Below are 23,237 nucleotides of genomic sequence, written 5' to 3'. Positions count from 1 at the left end.
TGTGAATTATTTATTAAGGCACTGACTAAGAGGCGATAGCTGCATCACCTTCATCTAAATGGGGTTTACGATTAGACGGCTGCACAAAGACCTGCTTATCTTCCCAGCGCAGACACGTTAAATCCCCACCCCAGCAGCATCCGGTGTCTAGCCCGTAAATACCTTCTGGCGTACCTTTGCCTTCCAGCGAAGCCCAGTGACCGAAAATGACGCTGTACTCTTCAGTAACGGGGCCAGGAATAGCAAACCACGGCTTCAGCGGTGCTGGCGCGTTTTCCGGCGACTCTTTGGTGTACATATCGAGCTGTCCGTTCGGGAAGCAGTAACGCATGCGGGTAAAGGCATTGGTGATGAAACGCAGACGCGCCAGGCCTGACAATTCCGGCGACCAATGATTCGGCAAATCGCCATACATGGCATCCAGGAAGAATGGATAGGAATCGCTGCACAGGACTGCCTCGACGTCGTGGGCGCAGAGTTCTGCCGTCTCCAGATCCCATTGTGGCGTGATACCGGCGTGGGCCATCACCAGCTTCTTCTCTTTATCCACCTGCAACAGTGGCTGACGACGCAGCCAGTTCAGCAGCTCGTCAGCATCCGGCGCTTCCAGCAGCGGCGTAAGTCGGTCCTTCGGCTTATTACGGCTGATCCCGGCGAAAACCGCCAGCAGATGCAAGTCGTGATTGCCAAGCACCATCCGCAAGCTATCGCCGAGAGACTTTACGTAGCGCAGGACCTCGAGCGATGCGGGGCCACGGGCCACCAGATCGCCGGTCAGCCACAGAGTGTCTTGTCCGGGAGTAAATTCCACCTGCTTTAATAACGCGATCAGTTCATCGTAGCAGCCGTGAACGTCGCCAATAAGGTATGTGCTCATTTTATCAATGGATGAGAGCTGGCACGGCCAGACGGAAAACGGGAATATCAATGCTGAACGGGTTACCGTCAGCGTCGATCATGTCATAGTGACCCTGCATGGTGCCGAGTGGCGTTTCCAGCACGGCACCGCTGGTGTACTGATATTCGTTGCCCGGGGCAATGTGCGGCTGAACGCCGATCACACCTTCGCCCTGAACCTCGGTTTCACGACCGTGGCCGTTAGTAATCAACCAGTATCGCCCAAGCAGCTGCACCGATCCTCGCCCCAGATTACGAATCGTGACCGTATAAGCAAAAACATAGCGTTCATCGTCCGGTGAGGACTGGGACTCAATGTAGACGCTTTGAACCTGGACACAGACGCGGGGCGAATTGATCATGGTTTAGCTCTCCTTCTGGGGCGCATTTTCTGACAGCCAGTTTGCCAGGCGGCAGTACTGGGCCACAGAGATATTTTCTGCACGCATCGTCGGGTCAACGCCAAGTTCAATCAACCGTTCGACAGAGAAGATATTGCCGAGGCTGTTGCGGATCGTCTTACGGCGCTGGTTGAACGCTTCGGTGGTGATTCGGCTTAACACACGAACCTCTTTAACCGGATGCGGCAGCGTGGTGTAAGGCACCAGGCGAACGACGGCAGAATCCACTTTTGGCGGTGGCGTAAAGGCGGTTGGCGGCACTTCCAGCACAGGGATAATCTGGCAGTAGTACTGCGCCATGACGCTTAAACGACCATACGCCTTACTGTTTGGCCCTGCAACCAGACGGTTGACCACTTCTTTTTGCAACATGAAGTGCATGTCAGCAATGGCATCAGTATAGCTAAACAGGTGGAACATCAGCGGGGTAGAGATGTTGTACGGCAGGTTACCGAACACGCGCAACGGTTGGCCCATTTCTTTCGACAGTTCGCCGAAGTTCATGGTCATCGCATCTTGCTGAAAAATGGTCAGCTTTGGTCCAAGGAACGGGTGCGTTTGCAGGCGTGCAGCCAGGTCACGGTCCAGTTCGATGACGGTCAGTTTATCCAGACGTTCGCCAACCGGCTCGGTCAATGCGGCAAGACCGGGGCCGATTTCAACAATGGCCTGACCTTTCTGCGGGTTGATGGCCGATACGATGCTGTCGATGACAAACTGATCGTTGAGGAAGTTTTGCCCGAAGCGTTTTCGGGCTAAGTGGCCCTGATGGACTCGATTATTCATTGAGAGTTACTGATCATTTTGATGGCGAGATTAAGCGCCGTAATAAAACTGCCGACGTTTGCTTTCCCCTGACCCGCCAGTTCTAGCGCGGTGCCGTGGTCAACGGACGTACGGATAAAAGGTAAACCGAGCGTGATATTCACAGCACGGCCGAAACCCTGGTATTTTAGCACGGGCAGGCCCTGATCGTGGTACATCGCGAGAACTGCGTCGGCATTGTCGAGATATTTCGGCTGAAACAGGGTATCTGCGGGCAGCGGCCCACTCAGATTCATGCCCTTAGCGCGCATTTCGTCGAGCACCGGAATGATGGTGTCTATCTCTTCCATCCCAATATGCCCGCCTTCACCGGCGTGCGGATTGAGCCCACACACCAGGATATGCGGCCTGGCAATACCAAATTTCGTGCGCAGGTCGGTATCCAGAATGGTAATCACGTCGCGCAGGACATCAGTCGTTATCGCATCGCTGATATCTTTCAGCGGCAGATGCGTGGTTGCGAGTGCGACGCGCAGCTCCTCTGTCGCCAGCATCATCACCACTTTATCGGTGTGAGAACGCTCTTCGAAGAATTCAGTGTGTCCGGTAAACGCAATCCCCGCATCGTTGATGATGCTCTTCTGCACCGGCCCGGTAATCAGGGCGGCAAATTCCCCCTCGGTACTGCCATCGCAGGCGCGTGCCAGGGTTTCCACCACGTAAGGACCGTTCAGCACGTTTAACGTGCCTGGGATAACGGGAGCCTGAAGGGGAACGGGAAGGAGAGTCAGCGTACCGGCTTTTTGCGGAACAGGTGCCAGAGCGGCATCGTAGGGCAGGAGCGTTAACGGCAAACCGAGCATTGCTGCCCGGTCTGTCAGAAGCGTTTCATCGGCGCAAACCACCAGTTCAACAGGCCAGTCACGCTGAGCCAGTTGAACCACGAGGTCTGGGCCAATCCCGGCGGGTTCGCCGGGAGTGATAACCACACGTTGGGGCTGCGTCATTAGTTGCTCAGAATTTTGACGTACGCGCTGGCACGTTGTTCCTGCATCCAGGTTGCAGCTTCTTCAGCAAACTTACGGTTCATCAGCATGCGGTAAGCTTTGTCTTTCTGCGCTGCATCGGTACGGTCCACGTTACGGGTATCCAGCAGCTGAATCAGGTGCCAACCGAACGAGGAGTGAACCGGGGCGCTGATTTCACCTTTGCTCAGCTTCATCAGAGCATCACGGAATGCCGGATCGTACATGTCTGGAGTGCCCCAGCCTAAATCACCGCCCTGGTTTGCAGAGCCTGGATCCTGAGACAGCTCTTTCGCTGCTTTATCAAAGGTGGTTTTACCACTCTTGATGTCCGCAGCCACGGCTTCCAGTTTCGCACGCGCCTGGTCATCAGTCATGATTGGCGATGGCTTCAGCAGAATGTGACGGGAATGGACTTCAGTCACAGAAATGCTTTGGCTCTGGCCGCGTAGATCGTTAACTTTGATGACATGGAAGCCCACACCGGAACGGATAGGACCAATCACATCGCCTTTTTTCGCGGTGCTCAGGGCCTGCGCGAAGATAGATGGCAGTTCCTGAATACGTCCCCATCCCATCTGGCCGCCTTTCAGCGCCTGTTGGTCAGCAGAGTAAGTGATGGCGAGTTTACCGAAGTCAGCGCCTTTGTTTGCCTGGTCGACAACAGAGCGCGCCTGCGCTTCCGCTTCGTTAACCTGGTCAGAGCTCGGGTTTTCCGGCAGCGGGATCAGGATGTGGCTCAGGTTCAGCTCAGTACTGGCATCGTTCTGATTACCAATCTGTGAAGCCAACGCGTCGACTTCCTGCGGCAGAACGGTAATACGGCGACGAACTTCGTTATTACGCACTTCAGAGATAGTCATCTCTTTGCGGATCTGTGCGCGATAGGTGCTGTAGTTCATGCCATCGTAGGCCAGACGGCTACGCATCTGATCCATCGACATATTGTTCTGCTTGGCGATGTTGGCGATGGCCTGATCGAGCTGCTCGTCAGTCACTTTTACGCCCATTTTCTGACCCATCTGCAGGACAATTTGGTCCATGATCAGACGTTCCAGAATCTGGTGGCGCAGTGTGGCGTCATCCGGTAATTGTTGCCCGGCCTGGCCTGCGTTTCCTTTTACGGACTGCATCAAATTATCGACGTCGCTTTCAAGTACAACGCCGTTATTTACGACAGCTGCTACCTTATCGACAACCTGTGGGGCGGCGAAACTGGTATTCGCAACCATGGCGATACCGAGAAGCAGCGTTTTCCAGTTCTTCATACTCTTTCCATTTCAATTAACCGCAAAGGCGGATTACGTTTCTAAACCGTGGCGTTACAAAGAGCTTTGGTACGGCATAATTGTCGAGCGCAACATCTGTTGAGTGCCGAGGCCATAATTAGAACTCAGGCCACGCAGTTCGATATTGAAACCGACGACGTTATCGTATTTACCCTGGGCATTGCTGCTATCCCAGCCGTTGAGCTTACGCTCGTAACCGAGACGGAGCGCGTAGCAGCAAGAGTTATACTGCACAGCTAACATCTGATCCGCCGGTTTATGGGCATTGGTATCGTAGTAATACGCACCTACAACAGACCAGCGGTCAACGACCGGCCAGCTTGCCGTCATACCCACCTGGGAAATCCCGTCTTTATACTGCTGCGCCGTGGAGTAAGAAGGCAGTGTCGCCTGAATATACTCCGGGCTGGCGTAACGGTAATTCATCTGAACTAAGCGGTTTTCATCGCGACGATACTCGACGGTCCCGTTGCCGGTGGCCACGTTATCCAGACGGGTATCATACTGAATGCCGCCACGCAGACCCCATTGGTCAGTCATGCGCCAGTAAGTATCTCCGGCCCAGACCAGCGAGCCTTTCTGATCGGTCTCCGACCAATCTTGCGTTTCATCACCCGTACGAGACGGCGTGAAGTAGTAGATTTGACCCACAGAAACGTTAAAACGTTCAACGGCGTTTTGATCATAAACGCGGGAAGTGATACCGGTCGTCACCTGGTTAGCTGACGCAATACGGTCCAGGCCGCTGTAGGTACGGTCGCGGAACAGGCCGCTGTAGTCCGATTGCAGCAACGTGGAGTCGTAGGACATGATGTCGCTTTGGTCCTTATACGGTACGTATAAGTACTGAACGCGCGGTTCCAGGGTCTGGGTATAGCCCTGTGACCAGTCCATATCGCGCTCGAAGACCATTTTGCCGTCAATTTTAAACTGCGGCAGGACGCGGTTAACGTTCTCTTTCAGATGGGTACCGTAACGGGTGTTGTACCAGTCGACATCGTCCTGCTGATAGTGGGTTGCCATCAGCTTGGCTTGGGTGTCGATGCTTCCCCAACCGTTCGACAGTGGCAAATCGATCGTCGGTTCCAGGTGTACACGCGTCGCTTCTGGCATGTTGTCATTGGTGTTTTTGAAATGCACCACCTGACCATAGACATGCGTATCAAACGGCCCAACGTCATTCTGGTAGTAGTTAACGTCAAGCTGTGGCTGAGCCGAGTAGGAGCTTGCGCTCTGAGTATCAAAGACCTGGAACTGCTTGCTGGATACGGTGGCGTTAAAGTTCTCAATGGCATAGCCGACGCTAAATTTCTGCGTAGCGTAACCGTCGGTACTGGAGCCGTAATTGGAGTCAAAGTCGTTGAAGTAGTTCGGATCGCTGACTTTAGTGTAGTCGACGTTGAAGCGCCACACCTGATCCATCACCCCAGCATGTCGCCAGTAGAAGAGCCAACGGCGGCTGTCGTCTTCGTTGGGATGTTCGTCTTCGAAGACTTTATCTTTGTTCAAATAGTCGAATTCAAACAGCCCTGAGCCCGCTTTGGTCAGATAGCGGAATTCGTTCTCCCACATCACGCCGCCACGCTTTTCCATATAGTGCGGTGTAATGGTGGCATCGAAGTTCGGAGCGATGTTCCAGTAGTACGGCAGGTAGATTTCCGTACCGTTGTTACTGCTGTATTTGGCATTCGGGATCAGGAAGCCTGAACGGCGCTTATCACCAATCGGCAGCTGCAGATAGGGACTGTAAAATATTGGCACCGGACCGACTTTAAAGCGGGCATTCCAGATTTCGGCAACCTGCTCCTCGCGGTCCTGAATCACTTCACTCCCGACCACGCTCCAGGTGTTCGTACCTGGCAGACAGGACGTAAAGGTCCCGTTATCGAGAATGGTATAGCGGTTTTCGCCACGCTGTTTCATGACGTCAGCAGTACCACGGCCCTGGCGGTCGACCATCTGATAGTCGCCTTTCCAGACGTTGGTATCTTTGGTATTCAGATTGGACCAGGCTTTAGGACCTTTCAGGATCACCTGATTATCGTCGTAGTGTACATTGCCCAGAGCATCCACGGTGCGAACCGGATCCGCCTGTCCAGGCGCCTGCTTCTGGTGCAACTGCACTTCGTCCGCCTGTAATCGACTGTTCGCCTGATTGATATCGACATTGCCGGTAAATACGGCATCATCAGGGTAATTACCCTTGGCGTGATCGGCGTTGATGGTGACAGGCAGGTTATTAGTATCCCCCTGAACCAGCGGACGGTTATAGCTTGGTACCCCCAGCATACACTGTGATGCGAGGTCGGCCGCCGCACCCTGTTGACTGTACAGGGCGCTGGCGATCAGGGTTGCCAGAAGGGTGGGAATACGTTTTTTCATACGTTTTATTTGTTGTTCCGTCATCTGTGGCTTCGCGGCTTGCAAACGGTCAGAGACTAACGTACTCATCGGTCACGCGCCAGTGTTAATCCTGCCGCTTCGAGCCAGTGGCGTTAGGCACTGTGTAGAATGGCGAGTATGATAAAGCAAATTATAGGTTATGTCCTGCACTGACCATCAGGTCATCGCTGCGAAAATCGCCTTTTATCAAGGTGGAAGCCATTACCTGCGACATGATGATTATGACTATCCGGGGAGTCTATGCAGTATTGGGGTAAAGTGATTGGTGTGGCCGTTGCACTTATGATGGGTGGCGGATTCTGGGGAGCGGTACTTGGACTGCTGATTGGCCACATGTTTGATAAGGCGCGTAGCCGCAGGCTCAACTTTTTTGCCAACCAGCAAGAGCGTCAGTCGTTGTTCTTTGCCACCACTTTCGAGGTGATGGGGCATCTGACAAAGTCGAAAGGTCGCGTGACCGAAGCGGATATCCACGTTGCCAGCATTCTGATGGACCGCATGAATCTTCACGGCGAGTCCCGCACCGCGGCGCAGCAGGCTTTCCGCGTAGGTAAAGCGGATAATTACCCGCTGCGCGAGAAGATGCGTGCGTTCCGCGGCGTTTGTTTCGGTCGCTTCGATTTGATTAGGATGTTTCTGGAAATTCAGATTCAGGCCGCGTTTGCCGACGGCTCATTGCACCCTAACGAACGTGAAGTGCTGTTTGTCATTGCCGACGAGCTCGGTATCTCCCGCGCTCAGTTTGAACAGTTCCTGCGCATGATGCAGGGCGGCGCACAGTTTGGTGGCGGCTATCAGCAGCAATCGCACTCAGGCGGCGGCTGGCAGCAGGCGCAGCGTGGCCCGACACTGGAAGATGCGTGTAACGTGCTCGGTGTGAAGTCGACGGATGACGCCACGACCATCAAGCGCGCCTATCGCAAGCTGATGAGCGAACATCACCCGGATAAGCTGGTTGCGAAAGGTTTACCGCCGGAAATGATGGAAATGGCGAAGCAAAAAGCGCAAGAAATTCAGCGTGCTTATGAATTGGTAAAAGAACAGAAAGGTTTCAAATAACCTGTTCTGAATGCCCTCTCCAGCCGGAGAGGGACATCTCAAAAATCAACCGGTGCCTTAAACGTCATACTATTGCCAAACTGCGGGTGGGTAATGGTCAGCATTTCTGCGTGTAGCAGAAGGCGAGGGGCCATGGCCAGTGCTTCTGGCGTGGCGTAAAAACGGTCGCCCAGAATCGGATGCCCCAGCGCCTGCATATGCACGCGCAGCTGATGCGAGCGTCCGGTAATCGGTTTAAGCAGCACTCGCGCGGTGTTATCGTCAGCGTACTCCAGCACTTCAAATTCGGTTTGCGCCGACTTGCCTGTCTCGAAACAGACTTTTTGCATTGGACGGTTCGGCCAGTCGCAGATTAGCGGTAAATCCACCACACCTTCGGCTTTTTCCGGATGTCCCCACACGCGGGCCAGATACTGCTTTTTCGGTTCACGCTCGCGGAACTGGCGTTTCAGCTCCCGTTCCGCCGCCTTGGTCAGAGCCACAACAATCACGCCGCTGGTCGCCATATCGAGTCGATGTACCGACTCAGCCTGCGGAAAATCACGCTGGACGCGCGTCATCACGCTGTCTTTATGACTGTCCAGGCGGCCAGGGACGGACAACAAGCCGCTGGGCTTATTGACCACCATGATGTGCTCATCCTGATAGAGCACCACCAGCCAGGGATCCTGTGGCGGATTGTAGGACTCCAGTACCATACTTTTTTCCTTACTGATGCGTGACGACGATCAGTCGCAGCGCATCGAGACGCCAGCCAGCCTGGGCCAGGGCTTCCATCACCTGCTGACGATTGCTTTCAATCGCTTCCAGCTCGTCATCACGGATGTTCGGATTGACCGCTTTCAGTGATTCCAGACGCGACAACTCTGCGCTCAGCTTGTCGTCAGCTTCCTGACGAGCCGCTTCAATCAGCGCCTTCGCCACTTTTTCTACCTGCGCTTCACCCTGTTGCAGAATGGCATGCACGTCCTGCTGCACGGCGTTAACCAGCTTGCTGCCAGTGTGACGGTTAACGGCACTCAGCTGACGGTTAAAGGTTTCAAACTCGACCTGCGCCGCAAGGTTGTTACCGTTTTTATCGACCAGCATACGGACCGGCGTTGCAGGCAGGAAACGGTGCAGCTGAAGCTGCTTCGGTGCCTGTGCTTCCACCACATAAATCAGTTCAAGCAGCAGGGTGCCTACCGGTAATGCTTTGTTTTTCAACAGTGAAATCGTGCTGCTGCCGGTATCGCCGGACAGGATCAGATCCAGACCGTTACGGATCAGCGGATGTTCCCAGGTCAGGAACTGTGCATCTTCGCGGGACAGCGCCACGTCACGTTCAAAGGTCACGGTGCAACCATCTTCTGGCAGACCCGGGAAGTCCGGAACCAGCATATGATCAGAAGGCGTCAGGACGATCAGGTTTTCACCGCGGTCGTCCTGGTTAATGCCGATGATGTCGAACAGGTTCATGGTGAAGCTGATAAGTCCGGTGTCGTCATCCTGCTCTTCAATGCTTTCAGCCAACGCCTGCGCTTTTTCACCGCCGTTGGAGTTGATTTCCAGCAGACGGTCACGCCCCTGCTCAAGCTGTGCTTTCAGCGCATCGTGCTGTTCGCGACAGGTTTTGATCAGCGCATCGAACCCGTCGGTATTTTCCGGTGCCGCAAGATATTCAATCAGCTGCGGGTGCACGCTATCGTAAATGGTGCGGCCGGTCGGGCAGGTATGCTCGAACGCGTCCAGACCTTCATGGAACCAGCGCACCAGTACTGACTGCGCAGTTTTTTCCAGGTACGGGACGTGGATTTGAATATCGTGTGCCTGGCCGATACGGTCCAGACGACCAATACGCTGCTCAAGCAGATCCGGGTTAAACGGCAGATCGAACATCACCAGATGGCTGGCAAACTGGAAGTTACGGCCTTCGGAGCCGATTTCAGAACACAGCAGCACCTGCGCGCCGGTATCTTCTTCGCCAAACCAGGCGGCGGCACGGTCACGTTCAACAATCGACATGCCTTCATGGAACACGGCGGCACGGATGCCTTCACGCTCGCGAAGCACCTGCTCCAGCTGAAGCGCGGTGGCGGCTTTGGCGCAGATCACCAGCACTTTCTGTGAGCGGTGGCTGGTCAGATAGCCCATCAGCCATTCAACGCGCGGATCGAAGTTCCACCAGGTGCCGGTATCGCCTTCAAATTCCTGATAAATCTGTTCCGGGTAGAGCATGTCGCGGGCGCGTTCTTCTGACGATTTACGCGCACCCATGATGCCGGACACTTTAATCGCCGTCTGATACTGCGTTGGCAGCGGCAGCTTGATGGTGTGCAGCTCGCGTTTCGGGAAACCTTTAACGCCGTGACGGGTATTACGGAACAGCACGCGGCTGGTGCCGTGGCGGTCCATCAGCATCGAGATCAGTTCCTGACGGGCGCTTTCGCTGTCATCGCTGGAGCTGTTCGCCGCCGCAAGCAGTGGCTCAATATCCTGCTCGCCCATTAACTCGCTCAGGGCGTTCATCTGTTCGTTGTTCAGTTTCTCGCCGCTCAGCAGCAGAGAAACGGCGTCGGCTACCGGACGGAAATTCTGCTGTTCTTCAACGAACTGTTCGAAATCGTGGAAGCGGTTCGGGTCCAGCAGGCGCAGACGTGCAAAGTGGCTTTCGAGGCCCAGCTGTTCCGGCGTCGCGGTTAAAAGCAGAACACCCGGCACGCGTTCGGCCAGCTGTTCGATGGCCTGGTATTCACGGCTCGGCGCGTCTTCGCTCCAGACCAGGTGATGGGCTTCATCCACCACCATGATGTCCCACTCGGCGTCGCACAGGTGTTCCAGGCGCTGCTTGCTGCGGCGCACGAAATCCAGCGAGCAGATCACCAGCTGTTCAGTTTCAAACGGGTTCTCGGCATCGTGCTGCGCTTCGGCATAACGCTCATCATCGAACAGCGCAAAGCGCAGGTTGAAGCGGCGCAGCATCTCGACCAGCCACTGGTGTTGCAGGGTTTCCGGCACGACAACCAGAACGCGTTCGGCGGCACCGGACAGCAGCTGTTGATGCAGGATCATCCCGGCTTCAATGGTTTTCCCGAGACCCACTTCATCGGCCAACAGGACGCGTGGCGCATGGCGACGGCCCACATCGTGAGCGATGTGCAACTGATGCGGGATCAGGCTGGTACGCTGACCGCGCAGGCCGCTCCACGGCATACGGTACTCTTCGCTTTGGTACTTACGCGCCCGGTAGCGCAGGGCGAAACGGTCCATACGGTCAATTTGCCCGGCAAACAGACGGTCCTGTGGCTTGCTGAAAATGAGTTTGCTGTCGAGCAGCACTTCACGCAACTCAACGCCTTCTTCTTCGGTATCCAGACGCGTACCGGTGTACGCCAGCAGGCCATTTTCTTCTTTTACTTCGTCAACGCGCAGCTGCCAGCCGTCGTGGCTGGTAATGGTATCGCCTGGATTGAACATCACGCGGGTGATGGGGGAGTCGTTGCGGGCGTACAGTCGGTTTTCACCCGTTGCCGGATAAAGGAGAGTGACCATGCGCGCATCCAGCGCTACGACTGTCCCTAATCCTAACTCGCTTTCTGTATCGCTGATCCAGCGTTGACCAAGTGTAAAAGGCATATAATTTGGGCTCTATATCTTCAATTGCAGGCAATAATTGTCCTCCGCAGAAATAACCACGGAGAGTCAAAATTGGGGTCCAGGAATGGAAAGGGCGCTATGGTACTGGAAGCCAGGGTGTTAGTCACCTGTCAAAATAGCCCCAGTTGACCTGTCAGTAGTGTAGCAAAATCGTCATGGACAAAGGGCAAAATTCCATCGGCGATCGGTTCTAATTGTTTTGTCAGATAGTGTTCGTAATCCAGCGGCGACTGCTGATACGCCAGGGGTTCCGGGCCGCTGGTGGTCCAGACATATTTAATGCTGCCGCGTGATTGGTATTGTAAAGGGCGGCCAAGCCGGGCGTTATGTTCATCGGCAAGCCGCGCGGCGCGGACATGCGGTGGAATGTTGCGTTGATATTCCGCCAGCGGACGCCTGAGTTGTTTGCGATAGACCAGCCTGTCATCGAACTCTCCGGCCATCAGTTTATCAATCGTTTCGCGAATAAAATCCTGATACGGTTCGTTGCGGAAAATGCGCAGATACAGCGTCTGCTGGAACTGTTGCGCCAGCGGCGTCCAGTCGGTTCGCACCGTTTCCAGCCCCTTAAACACCATCTTCTGCTCATCGCCAGTCTGGATCATACCGGCATAACGCTTTTTACTGCCTGTCTCGGTGCCGCGAATGGTGGGCATCAGGAAGCGGCAAAAATGGGTTTCGAACTCCAGCTCCATCGCGCTGGTCAGCCCCTGTTTCTGCAGCTCTGCGGACCACCATTCGTTGACGAATTTCACCAGCTTACGACCAATTTGTGCCGCATCTTCCTCGCTGTGCGCGCGTTTCAGCCACACAAAGGTGGAATCCGTATCGCCGTAAATCACATCGTAACCCTGCGATTCAACCAACTCTTTGGTCTTACGCATGATCGCATGGCCACGCATGGTGATCGACGAAGCGAGGCGCGGATCGAAAAAGCGACAGGCGCTGGTGCCGAGCACGCCATAAAAGGCGTTCATGATGATTTTTAGCGCCTGGGAGAGCGGTTTATTACCCTGCAATTTGGCCTCGTCGCGCCCGTGCCAGATTTGCCCGACGATGTCCGGCAGGCAGTTCTGTGTGCGGGAAAACCACGCGCCAAGAAAACCCTCGGTGCTGTGTTCAGCATCTGGCTGCGCCATGCCTTCCACCAGGCCGACAGGGTCAATCAGGAAGGTGCGGATAATCGACGGGTAAAGGCTTTTGTAATCGAGCACCAGCACCGAATCGTACAGCCCGGGGCGGGAATCCATCACGTATCCGCCGGGGCTGGCCTGCGGTGGCACTTCGCCAAGATTAGGTGCCACGTAGCCCAGCCGATGCATGCGCGGGAAATAGAGATGCCCAAACGCCGCCACCGAGCCACCATGACGATCGGCGGGCAGGCCGTTGACCGTCGCGCGTTCCAGTAAAAACGGCATAATCTCCGTTTTGTGGAAAATGCGCGTCACCAGCTCGCAGTCTTTAAGGTTATATTTCGCCAGGGCGGGTTTATCTTCGGCAAAACGTCGGTTAATTTCGTCCATCCTGTCCCACGGATTATCGATGGACTTGCCTTCCCCGAGCAGCTCTCGCGATACGGACTCCAGCGAAAACGACGGGAAATTCCAGAAGGCAGATTTCAGCGCTTCGATACCGTCGATAATCAACCGGCCGTTGGCCTGGGCGAAGAACACGCCGTTCTTAAAGCCATGTTCGCGCCAGTCAATCTCAACGTTTCCGCGCCCGAGCGTCAGCGGGATTCGGTAACGTTCGGCATGTTTTTGCAGAACTTTGAGGTCAAACTGCACCAGGTTCCAGCCGATGATCACATCCGGATCGTGTTCGGCAAACCAGGCGTTCAGCTTCTCGAGCAGTTGCGGGCGACTGGCGACATATTCCAGCCGAAAATCGAGTTGCGACGGATCGCCATTTTCCGGCCCCAGCATGTACACCACGCGCTGACCGCAGCCTTCAAGGCCAATGCAGTACAGCTCGCCGTGACGCGTGGTTTCGATATCCAGCGATACCCATTTCAGGGGCGGTCGATAAGCCGGGTTGGGCTTCAGACGCGCGTTAACAAGCGCCTTGCCCTGGATTTCACCTTCGACCCAGACGGGCGCAGTAATAAAGCGCTCCATCAGATAGCGCTCCGGCGGGCGGATATCGGCTTCATAGACGGTAATGCCGTCGGCACGGAGCAGCTTTTCCAGCCGCATTAACTGCCGATGAGATCGACAGTAAAGGCCGAATACTGGCTGATGGTGGAAGTCTTTCAGTGCGAGAGGTGCCAGGCGGGCATCGCGCTCGCTGCGAAGTAAACGCTCGGTCTGAGCGCGGTGTGATTCAGGGATAAACGCCACCGAATCCTGTGGCGCAAGCGTCACCTGTAGCGGACCGTCGTCAGTTGCCAGCCAGAACGACACTTCCGTTCCCTGCGGGGTATCCCGCCAGTGACGGGTTAATAAAAAACCTTCTCGCGCCTGCGTCACACGCTCTACTCAAATAGAAAACCAGGCCTGAGTATAGCCTGGTTTGTCTTGAGTTGCTGTGGTTTTATACAGGTGTTACTGCCCGTAATACGCCTTCGCACCGTGCTTGCGCAGGTAGTGTTTATCCAGCAACGTTTGCTGCATATCCGGAAGCTGTGGCGCTAGTTGGCGACAGAAAATCCCCATATAAGCGACTTCTTCGAGCACGATGGCGTTGTGTACGGCATCTTCCGCCGTTTTTCCCCAGGCAAACGGCCCGTGGGAATGCACCAGCACGCCGGGCATTTGTGCGGCATCGATCCCCTGTTTTTCAAAGGTCTCGACGATAACGTTGCCTGTTTCCCATTCGTACTGGCCGTTAATTTCATCGTCGGTCATTTTACGGGTGCACGGAATAGCCCCGTAGAAATAATCCGCGTGGGTGGTGCCCGTCGCCGGGATCGACTGACCCGCCTGCGCCCAGATAGTGGCGTGACGTGAATGGGTGTGAACAATGCCGCCGATGGTCGGAAACGCCTGGTACAACAGGCGGTGCGTCGGCGTATCGGATGACGGCTTTTTATGGCCTTCAACCACTTCGCCCGTCGCGAGGCTCACCACCACCATATCGTCTGCGGTCATCAGGCTGTAATCGACGCCCGAAGGTTTGATGACGAAAACGCCTTTTTCGCGATCCACCGCGCTGACGTTGCCCCAGGTCAGGGTAACCAGATTGTGTTGCGGCAGCTGGAGATTGGCGTCCAGCACCTGCTGTTTTAACTGCTCTAACATAGTGAACTCCTTGCCCGATGGCGCGTTGCTTATCGGGCCTACACGCGCGTAGGCCCGGTAAACGAAGTGCCACCGGGCATCGTCTTAGCGTTTTGAACCGTAATAGACTTCGTTCCAGCGCAGTGCATCTTTGAAGGCCGGCAGGCGCGTGTCGTTGTCGATGACGGTCAGCTCGATGTTATGCAGCTCGGCAAACTGGCGCATGTCGTCCAGGGTCAGCGCATGGCTGAACACGGTGTGGTGCGCGCCGCCTGCGACGATCCACGCTTCGGATGCGGTTTGCAGATCCGGATGGGCTTTCCAAAGCGCATTCGCCACCGGCAATTTCGGCAGGTTGTGCGGGGTCTTGACCGTTTCAATGGTGTTCACCAGCAGGCGGAAGCGATCGCCCAGATCGATCAGGCTTGCGACCAGCGCCGGGCCGGTTTTGGTATCGAAGATCAGACGCGCCGGATCGGCTTTGCCGCCGATACCCAGATGCTGCACGTCGAGGATCGGCTTCTCGGCAGTGGCGATCGTCGGGCACACTTCCAGCATGTGTGAGCCCAGCACCAGATCGTTGCCGTTATCGAAGTGGTAGGTGTAATCCTCCATAAAGGAGGTGCCGCCATTCAGGCCGGTCGACATCACTTTCATGATGCGAAGCAGCGCCGCGGTTTTCCAGTCACCTTCGCCCGCAAAGCCATAACCCTGCTGCATCAGACGCTGTACCGCCAGGCCCGGCAGCTGTTTCAGGCCGTGCAAATCTTCAAAAGTAGTGGTGAATGCGTGGAAGCCGCCCTGTTCCAGGAAGCGCTTCATACCGAGTTCAATTCGCGCGGCGTCCAGCACGTTCTGGCGTTTATCACCGTGCACCTGCGCCGCGGCCGTCAGGCGATAGCTGCTTTCGTATTCATCGACCAGCGCGCTGATATCACCGTCGCTGATTTCATTGACGACCTGCACTAAATCGCCCACCGCCCAGGTATTGACCGAGAAGCCGAATTTAATCTGCGCCGCCACTTTATCGCCGTCAGTCACCGCAACTTCGCGCATGTTGTCGCCGAAACGCACCACTTTCAGCTGGCGGGTATCCTGTTTTGATACCGCCTGACGCATCCACGACCCGATGCGCTCATGTGCCTGTTTGTCCTGCCAGTGACCGGTAACGACGCCATGCTGCTGACGCATACGCGCGCCGATAAAACCGAACTCGCGGCCGCCGTGGGCGGTCTGGTTCAGGTTCATAAAGTCCATGTCGATGCTGTCCCACGGCAGGGCCGCGTTGAACTGGGTATGGAATTGCAGCAGTGGTTTGTTGAGGATAGTCAGGCCGTTGATCCACATTTTGGCCGGGGAGAAGGTGTGCAGCCACACCATCAGGCCGGCGCATTTATCGTCGTAGTTGGCATCCCGACAGATAGCGGAAATTTCGTCCGGCGTGGTGCCAAGCGGTTTCAGCACCAGCTTACACGGCAGTTTGGCTTCGGCATTCAGGGCATTAACGACGTGTTCCGCATGCTGCGTCACCTGACGCAGAGTTTCCGGGCCATACAGATGCTGGCTACCAATCACAAACCACACTTCATAGTTATTAAAAATCGTCATCTTCATTTCCTTAATGAGTCATTGCTGCCTGAACCACCGGCTTGCTTTCCGTCGGGGCCGCAGAAGGGAGATAGTGTTGTTCGGCGCTTTTCGCCCATTGCTGGTAGCGCTGATAAAGTTGTTCAAAGCGCTGGGCCTGAGCAGGGCGAGGCTCGAGCGTGTGCTCGACGCGGCTGGCCATTTGCTGCTGGGCTTGTGGAATATCGGCGTGAACACCGGCGGCCACGGCGGCAAAAATGGCGGCTCCCAGCGCACAGCACTGGTCAGAGGCGACGATTTGCAGTGGGCGATTGAGCACGTCGCAGCAGGCCTGCATGATCTCAACGTTTTTACGGGCGATACCGCCCAGCGCCATCACGTTGTTCACCGGAATGCCCTGCGAGGTGAAGCACTCCATAATCGCGCGGGCGCCAAAGGCGGTGGCGGCGACCAGTCCACCGAACAGCGCCGGGGCGTCCGTCGCCAGGTTCAGGTCGGTAATCACGCCTTTCAGACGCTGGTTCGCATTCGGCGTGCGTCGGCCGTTAAACCAGTCGAGGACCACCGGCAGATGTTCAAGAGACGGTTTCTGCGCCCAGGCGGCAGTCAGCGCAGGCAGCAGCTGTTTCTGGCTGGCTTTGATGTGTTCTTTCAGTTCAGGATGCTGGGCGGCGAGCTGTTCCAGCGGCCAGCCAAGAATGCGGCCAAACCAGGCGTAGATATCGCCGAAGGCAGACTGCCCGGCTTCCATCCCGATGAAGTCTGGCGTCACGCTGCCGTCCACCTGACCGCAGATACCCTGTACGGTGCGGTCGCCGACGCTGGATTTGTCAGCGATCAGAATGTCGCAGGTTGATGTGCCAATCACTTTGACCAGCGTATTCGGCTGCGCACCGGCGCCGACGGCACCCATGTGGCAGTCAAACGCGCCGCCGGAAATGACCACGCTTTCCGCTAAGCCCAGGCGCTGCGCCCAGTCGGCGCTGAGCGTGCCCACCGGAACATCGGCAGTCCAGGTGTCGGTAAACATCGGGTAATCGAGATGCTGATTGAGCAGCGGATCGAGTGCATCAAAGAAGCTGGCTGGCGGCAGGCCGTTCCAGCTTTCATGCCACAGGGATTTATGCCCGGCGCTACAACGCCCGCGACGGATATCCTGCGGACGGGTGGTGCCGGAAAGCAGGGCAGGCACCCAGTCGCACAGTTCAATCCAGGAGGTGGCGGCCTGTGCCACGCTGTTGTCGGCGCGGGTTACATGCAGGATTTTGGCCCAGAACCACTCGCTGGAGTAAATCCCGCCGATATAGCGCGAGTAATCGACGTTGCCCGGCTGGTGGCACAGGCGGGTGATGGCTTCGGCTTCTTCGACGGCGGTGTGATCTTTCCACAGCACAAACATGGCGTTTGGGTTATCGGAAAACTCAGGGCGTAACGCCAGCACGTTGCCGTCAGCGTCAATTGGGGCCGGGGTTGAGCCGGTGCTGTCGACGCCGATCCCAACGACTTCAGCCCGGCGCGCGCCGAGTTCGTCCAGCACGCTTTTCAGCGCGGTTTCCATCGATTCGATGTAGTCGAGAGGATGATGGCGGAACTGATTATTGGGGGCGTCGCAGTAGCGACCTTCCTGCCAGCGCGGATACCATTCCACGCTAGTGGCGATTTCTTTCCCGGTGGCACATTCCACCGCCAGCGCTCGCACTGAATCACTACCAAAGTCGAGGCCAATTGCTATTGCCATCGTGTTGCTCCATGAAGAATGTCAGACATGGTGAAACAGTAGATATCGGGGAAAAAAACCGTCAGGCGGGAACCGCTAATCTTATGGACAATAATGCTGTGCCATCGCAAAGTGTGACGGCGTGCAAATATTCTCGCAGGCCATTTCGCCCTTTTTCGCTTCGCTGGCAATATGGACAATTGATTTCCTGATGAGCCTGCTGAGCGAGTGTTTTTATGCCTGAACTCCAGAATGACCCGCTGTTACCCGGCTACTCTTTTAATGCCCATTTGGTGGCGGGGCTAACGCCCATTGAGGCTGAAGGCTATCTCGATTTTTTCGTGGACAGGCCGCTCGGCATGAAGGGATATATCCTCAACCTGACGGTACGAGGAGAAGGGGTTATCGACAATCATGGACATCAGTTTGTGTGCCGTCCGGGGGATATCGTGCTGTTTCCGCCGGGCGAAATTCATCACTATGGCCGTCATCCCGATGCCAGCGAGTGGTATCACCAGTGGGTGTACTTCCGGCCGCGCGCTTACTGGCACGAATGGCTGGCGTGGCCCGCGCTGTTTGCACAGACCGGGTTTTATCGTCCAGACGACGCGCACCAGGCGCAGTTTGCCGAACTGTTTGGGCAGATAATCGATGCCGGGCAGGGCGTCGGGCGGTATTCCGAATTGCTGGCGATTAATCTGCTGGAACAGCTCTTGCTGCGGCGCATGGAGGCGATCAACGAATCGCTGCACCCGCCGATGGACCACCGGGTGCGCGACGCCTGCCAGTACATCAGCGATCATCTGGCGGACAGCCACTTTGATATTGCCAGCGTCGCGCAGCATGTGTGTTTGTCGCCGTCGCGCCTGTCGCACCTGTTCCGCCAGCAACTCGGCGTCAGCGTGCTGAGCTGGCGTGAAGACCAGCGCATCAGCCAGGCGAAGCTGCTGCTGAGCACTACGCGCATGCCGATTGCCAGCGTAGGGCGCAACGTGGGCTTCGAAGATCAGCTCTATTTTTCCCGCGTTTTCAAGAAGTGTACCGGTGCCAGCCCCAGCGAGTTCCGTGCTGGTGTAAACAATGTGTGAAAAAAGTGAACCCCTTTGCACGAATACGGGTCATAACCTGTAAACTATTCAGACAATTGACGGCTTGACGAAGTGGGTGCCCCTCGGGAGAATCCCTGCTTCGTTTTCCTACCGGGTACTCTATGCAAGCATTGCTGGAACATTTCATTACGCAGTCGGTGATGTATTCATTGATTGCGGTCGCGATGGTCGCATTTCTCGAGTCGCTGGCGCTGGTTGGGCTGATCCTGCCTGGCACCATTATGATGTCGGCGCTGGGAGCACTGATCGGCAGCGGAGAAGTGAATTTCTGGCAGGCGTGGCTGGCGGGCATCATCGGCTGCCTGCTCGGGGACTGGATCTCTTTCTGGCTCGGCTGGCGTTTTAAAAAGCCGCTGCACCGCTGGTCGTTCATGAAAAAGAACAAAGCGCTGTTGGATAAAACCGAGCACGCGCTGCATCAGCACAGCATGATGACCATTCTGATTGGTCGCTTTATCGGCCCGACGCGCCCGCTGGTACCGATGGTCGCTGGGATGCTCGACCTGCCGGTATCCAAATTTATCATTCCTAATATCATCGGCTGCCTGTTCTGGCCGCCGGTCTATTTCCTGCCGGGCATTCTTGCTGGGGCGGCAATCGACATTCCTGCCGATGCGCAGAGCGGGAGCTTCAAGTGGTTGTTGTTACTGGCAGCCGGTTTACTATGGTTGACGGCGTGGCTGGGCTGGCGTCTGTGGCGCGCGGGTCGATCAGGTAGCGATCGCCTGACGCGCTTTTTGCCGCGCGGCAGGCTGTTATGGCTGACGCCGGTGATGTCGGTTCTGACCCTGGTATCGCTGTACGTTCTGTGTAAACACCCGCTGATGCCGGTGTATATCGATATTCTCAGGAAGGTTGTGAGCCGCTGATCCCCAACAGATGCGATGCGCTGGCGTTGCCGCTGAGCAACGCCTCGGTGGCACCGTCCCAGGCAATACGTCCGTCGGCAATCACCAGTGAACGCGAGGCGATACGCGCCGCATCCTCCACGCTGTGAGACACCATCAACAACGTCAACTGCTGGCGGCGGCAAACGTCGCTGACTAACTGCAGCATCTCCTGACGTAGTGCCGGATCGAGCGCTGAAAACGGTTCATCCAGCAACAACACCGGCTGCTCGCGTACCAGACAACGGGCCAGCGCCGCACGCTGGCGTTGACCGCCCGACAGCTCGCCCGGCAGCCTTTCTAGCAGCGATTCAATCCCCATCTGACTGGCGATTGCGTCCAGCTTATGCTGCTGCGCGGCGTTCAGGTTCAGCCCCGGATGCATGCCAAGGCCGATGTTCTGCCGCACCGTCAGGTGGCTGAAAAGATTATTCTCCTGAAACAGCATCGACACCGGACGTTTTGCGGGCGGCGTATGGGTATGCGGCTGATTTTCGATAAAAATCGTCCCGCTGGCGGGAGTGATAAAACCGGCAATCAGGTTCAGCAGCGTGCTTTTTCCCGCGCCACTCGGGCCGAGCACCGCGATGTGCTCCCCCTGTTTAACTGTGAGGGAAAAACGCATCGGCAGATGCTCGTAAAGCCAGGTGACATCATTCAGTTTTAGCATCACGACCCGGAAGTTTTTCAATAATGGTGAAGAGCAGGAAGCACAGCAGCAGCAGGATAAAGGCGGTTACGGCGCCGTCCTGGCTGCGATAGGCGCCAATCTGCTGATAAAGATAGAACGGCAAGGTGCGGAAATCCTCGTTGCCAAACAGCGCTACTACGCCAAAATCGCCAATCGACAGCACGCAGGCAAACGCCAGCGCTTGTGCGATGGGGCGCTTCAGCGCCCGCAACTCCACCACCCGAAAGCGGGTAAAGCCCTGCATCCCGAGCGACTGACAAAGCAGGCTGTAGCGGGCGGTTGCATCGCGCATCGGGCTTTCCAGCACTTTCATGGCGTAGGGAATGGCCATCAGCGCGTTGGTGAAAATCACAATCCCGTCGGCGGTACTCGGCAAGCCCACGCTGTTGTTGAGCAGTAAAAAGAAGCCCGTCGCCAGCACGATGCCCGGCATGGCGAGGATCAGCATCCCACTCAGCTCCAGCGCTTGCCCGGCCAAATTGCGCTTTCTGGCGTGCAATTCGCGACTGCTCCAAAGCAGCATCAGGGTCAGCGTTATGCACAGTAAACCTGCGGCTACCGCGATGCGCAGCGAGGTCCACACCGCCTGCCAGAGTACCGGCTGCGCCAGCACCTGCGGCAGGCTGCGGTTCAGGCCATCGGCAACGACCGCCATCAGCGGCGGCAGCAGCAGCAGTAGAGCGAGGGCGATCAGCATGAAATCACTCACGCGGCTGTGCAATCTGTCATCCGGATCGCGCCAGCCGACGTGCTGAGTGTTCCCCGGTACCAGCGATTTGCTCAGACGTTGGCTGATCAGCATCAACCCCAGACAGCACAGCATCTGGACGATCGCCAGCATCGCCGCGCGGCCCGGATCGTAATCAAAATTGAGCGCCTGATAGATGGCAAGCTCAATGGTGGTGGCCTGCGGACCGCCGCCAAGTGACAGCACGGTGGCAAAACTCGCGAAGCACAGCATGAAGATCAGTGCGGCAATCGCCGGAATTTGTCGCCGCATCCACGGCCATTCGACGAAACGGAAAAAGGTGAAGCCGCGCATTCCCAACTGCGCCGCCAGCTGGCGCTGCTCGCCGGGAATTTGCTCCAGCGCTTGCAGCAGCAAACGCGTCGCCATCGGCATATTAAAGAACACGTGCGCCAGCAGAATGCCCTGCAAGCCGTACGGCGAGAACGACCATTCCCAGCCGAAGGCGTGCCACAGCTGAGCCAGCCAGCCCTGTCGGCCATAAACACTGAGGATGCCAAACACCGCCACTAATACCGGCAGGATTAAGGTCATGGCGCACAGGCGAAGCAGGATTTGTCGGCCCGGGAAGCGGCGTCGATACAACGCGCGGGCGAGGAAAATGGCCGGAATGACCGACAGCGTCGCGGAGAGAAACGCCTGCCAGAAGGAGAATCTGACCACGTGCCACAGATAGCTGTCGTGCAGGAAACTACTCCAGCTTGCCGCCGGCGCGTTAAACCATAAGGCCAGAAACGCGGCCAGCGCGACGGCAACCATTAAGGTCGCTACCGTCGCGCCGGGCACCAGCCAGCCGGCGATTACTGGCTGACGGCGCGTTGCCATGCGGCAATCCAGTTCTGACGTTCGGAGGCGACCTGCTGCGGGGTGTATTCCAGCGTGGTTTTCGGTTTCACCAGCCCGTTAAAGGCATCAGGCAGCGTGAGCTGAGTGACCGGATACATCCAGTTGCCGGTCGGGATCGCTTTCTGGAACGCCGGACTGACCATGAATTTCAGGAATTTTTCAGCCAGCTCTGGCTGTTTGCTCGACGCGGTACGCGCGGCAACTTCCACTTGCAAGTAATGGCCTTCGGCAAAATCAGCGGCAGCGTAGTGATCTTTTTTCTCTTCGATGATGTGATACGCCGGAGAGGTGGTGTAGCTCAGCACCAGATCGCTTTCGCCTTTCAGGAACAGGCCGTAAGCCTCGCTCCAGCCTTTGGTGACGGTGACGGTTTTGGCGGCCAGTTTCTGCCACGCTTCAGGAGCTTTGTCGCCGTACACTTTTTGCATCCACAGCAGCAAACCCAGACCCGGAGTACTGGTGCGAGGATCTTCATAGATAACGCGCCATTTCTGCGGGCTTTCGACCAGGTCTTTCAGGCTTTTCGGCGGGTTCTTCAGCTTGTTCTTGTCGTAGACAAACGCAAAGTAGCCGTAGTCGAACGGGACAAAGGTGTCATTTTTCCAGCCGCCAGGTACGTTAACGCCGGTGGTCGGCACGCCGCTTTTGGCGAACAGCCCCGTTTGGGTGGCGGCGTCGAGCAGATTGTTGTCGAGCCCCAGCACTACGTCGGCTTTACTGTTTTTACCTTCCATCCGCAGACGGTTGAGCAGCGACACGCCATCTTCCAGCGCCACGTATTTCAGCTCGCAGTTGCAGTCGGCTTCAAAGGCTTTTTTCACCGCAGGCCCTGGACCCCAGTCGGCAGAGAAAGAATCGTAGGTATAAACGGTGAGAACAGGCTTCGCGAAAACGGGCACGCTCGCCAGAAACAGTAACGGCAGGAATTTTTTAAGCACTTTGCACCTCAAATTAAGGGG

General features: G+C 56.4%; 18 protein-coding genes. 3 read left to right on the top strand and 15 right to left on the bottom strand.

Annotation, left to right across the window (positions count from 1 at the left end; all coding sequences use genetic code 11):
• Nucleotides 1-25 precede the first annotated feature (25 nt).
• From apaH to lptD, 6 genes are read right to left on the bottom strand one after another with little or no spacing between them, the layout of a single operon-like run.
• Nucleotides 26-877 (bottom strand): bis(5'-nucleosyl)-tetraphosphatase (symmetrical) ApaH, encoded by an 852-nt coding sequence (gene apaH / locus A8O29_RS19350; protein ID WP_125354613.1) that lies wholly within the window; start codon nucleotides 875-877, stop codon nucleotides 26-28.
• 4 nt (nucleotides 878-881) lie between these two features.
• Nucleotides 882-1,259, bottom strand: a complete 378-nt coding sequence (gene apaG, locus A8O29_RS19345; protein ID WP_110510731.1) for a Co2+/Mg2+ efflux protein ApaG — start codon at nucleotides 1,257-1,259, stop codon at nucleotides 882-884.
• A gap of 3 nt (nucleotides 1,260-1,262) precedes the next feature.
• Complete coding sequence (gene rsmA, locus A8O29_RS19340) at nucleotides 1,263-2,084, bottom strand: 16S rRNA (adenine(1518)-N(6)/adenine(1519)-N(6))-dimethyltransferase RsmA (protein ID WP_125354612.1); 822 nt, start codon at nucleotides 2,082-2,084, stop codon at nucleotides 1,263-1,265.
• A complete protein-coding gene (gene pdxA / locus A8O29_RS19335; RefSeq protein WP_125354611.1) occupies nucleotides 2,081-3,070 on the bottom strand; it encodes a 4-hydroxythreonine-4-phosphate dehydrogenase PdxA in 990 nt (329 codons plus the stop codon). The genes rsmA and pdxA overlap by 4 nt, the downstream gene beginning before the upstream one ends.
• Nucleotides 3,070-4,356 (bottom strand): peptidylprolyl isomerase SurA, encoded by a 1,287-nt coding sequence (gene surA, locus A8O29_RS19330; protein ID WP_125354610.1) that lies wholly within the window; start codon nucleotides 4,354-4,356, stop codon nucleotides 3,070-3,072. The genes pdxA and surA overlap by 1 nt, the downstream gene beginning before the upstream one ends.
• A gap of 54 nt (nucleotides 4,357-4,410) precedes the next feature.
• Entirely contained in the window at nucleotides 4,411-6,759 is a 2,349-nt protein-coding gene (gene lptD, locus A8O29_RS19325) for an LPS assembly protein LptD (protein WP_125354638.1), read from the bottom strand.
• A 261-nt stretch (nucleotides 6,760-7,020) separates the two neighbouring features.
• Between lptD and djlA the strand changes: the two genes are divergently transcribed.
• Nucleotides 7,021-7,839, top strand: coding sequence for a co-chaperone DjlA (djlA, locus tag A8O29_RS19320; RefSeq protein WP_125354609.1), 819 nt, complete (start codon nucleotides 7,021-7,023; stop codon nucleotides 7,837-7,839).
• Nucleotides 7,840-7,877: 38 nt separating this feature from the next.
• On the opposite strand, the gene rluA is transcribed toward djlA, so the two are convergent.
• The 6 genes from rluA to araB all read right to left on the bottom strand — a co-directional run bounded on the left by rluA (nucleotide 7,878) and on the right by araB (nucleotide 18,018).
• Nucleotides 7,878-8,537: a bifunctional tRNA pseudouridine(32) synthase/23S rRNA pseudouridine(746) synthase RluA gene (gene rluA, locus A8O29_RS19315; RefSeq protein ID WP_110510736.1), complete on the bottom strand. Its 660-nt coding sequence runs from the start codon at nucleotides 8,535-8,537 to the stop codon at nucleotides 7,878-7,880.
• 10 nt (nucleotides 8,538-8,547) lie between these two features.
• On the bottom strand, nucleotides 8,548-11,454 hold the full coding sequence (gene rapA / locus A8O29_RS19310) for an RNA polymerase-associated protein RapA (protein WP_125354608.1): 2,907 nt from the start codon (nucleotides 11,452-11,454) through the stop codon (nucleotides 8,548-8,550).
• Nucleotides 11,455-11,585: 131 nt separating this feature from the next.
• Nucleotides 11,586-13,943, bottom strand: a complete 2,358-nt coding sequence (polB, locus tag A8O29_RS19305) for a DNA polymerase II (RefSeq protein ID WP_125354607.1) — start codon at nucleotides 13,941-13,943, stop codon at nucleotides 11,586-11,588.
• A 75-nt stretch (nucleotides 13,944-14,018) separates the two neighbouring features.
• The gene (araD, locus tag A8O29_RS19300; RefSeq protein WP_125354606.1) at nucleotides 14,019-14,714 is read right to left on the bottom strand and encodes an L-ribulose-5-phosphate 4-epimerase; all 696 of its coding nucleotides are present in this window, start codon (nucleotides 14,712-14,714) and stop codon (nucleotides 14,019-14,021) included.
• Between the two features lie 84 nt (nucleotides 14,715-14,798).
• On the bottom strand, nucleotides 14,799-16,301 hold the full coding sequence (araA, locus tag A8O29_RS19295) for an L-arabinose isomerase (protein ID WP_110510740.1): 1,503 nt from the start codon (nucleotides 16,299-16,301) through the stop codon (nucleotides 14,799-14,801).
• A 10-nt stretch (nucleotides 16,302-16,311) separates the two neighbouring features.
• A complete protein-coding gene (gene araB / locus A8O29_RS19290) occupies nucleotides 16,312-18,018 on the bottom strand; it encodes a ribulokinase (protein WP_133460989.1) in 1,707 nt (568 codons plus the stop codon).
• 215 nt (nucleotides 18,019-18,233) lie between these two features.
• On the opposite strand from araB, the gene araC reads away from it, so the two are divergent.
• Together araC and A8O29_RS19280 are read left to right on the top strand one after the other, a co-directional pair.
• Nucleotides 18,234-19,085 carry an arabinose operon transcriptional regulator AraC gene (gene araC / locus A8O29_RS19285; protein ID WP_110510742.1) on the top strand — a complete coding sequence of 284 codons (852 nt, stop codon included), beginning with the start codon at nucleotides 18,234-18,236 and terminating at the stop codon, nucleotides 19,083-19,085.
• 122 nt (nucleotides 19,086-19,207) lie between these two features.
• A complete protein-coding gene (locus A8O29_RS19280) occupies nucleotides 19,208-19,975 on the top strand; it encodes a DedA family protein (RefSeq protein ID WP_110510743.1) in 768 nt (255 codons plus the stop codon).
• On the opposite strand, the gene thiQ is transcribed toward A8O29_RS19280, so the two are convergent.
• Genes thiQ through thiB form a run of 3 tightly spaced genes read right to left on the bottom strand, consistent with a single transcriptional unit; the run spans nucleotide 19,953 to nucleotide 23,216 of the window.
• A complete protein-coding gene (gene thiQ / locus A8O29_RS19275) occupies nucleotides 19,953-20,663 on the bottom strand; it encodes a thiamine ABC transporter ATP-binding protein ThiQ (RefSeq protein WP_125354604.1) in 711 nt (236 codons plus the stop codon). The genes A8O29_RS19280 and thiQ overlap by 23 nt on opposite strands.
• Complete coding sequence (gene thiP / locus A8O29_RS19270) at nucleotides 20,647-22,257, bottom strand: thiamine/thiamine pyrophosphate ABC transporter permease ThiP (RefSeq protein WP_125354603.1); 1,611 nt, start codon at nucleotides 22,255-22,257, stop codon at nucleotides 20,647-20,649. Before thiP ends, thiQ begins: the two co-directional genes overlap by 17 nt.
• On the bottom strand, nucleotides 22,233-23,216 hold the full coding sequence (gene thiB, locus A8O29_RS19265; RefSeq protein WP_125354602.1) for a thiamine ABC transporter substrate binding subunit: 984 nt from the start codon (nucleotides 23,214-23,216) through the stop codon (nucleotides 22,233-22,235). The genes thiP and thiB overlap by 25 nt, the downstream gene beginning before the upstream one ends.
• Nucleotides 23,217-23,237 lie beyond the last annotated feature (21 nt).

It is taken from the genome of Scandinavium goeteborgense, assembly GCF_003935895.2.
GTDB lineage: Bacteria > Pseudomonadota > Gammaproteobacteria > Enterobacterales > Enterobacteriaceae > Scandinavium > Scandinavium goeteborgense.
This window is presented reverse-complemented; position numbering and strand designations above follow the sequence as displayed.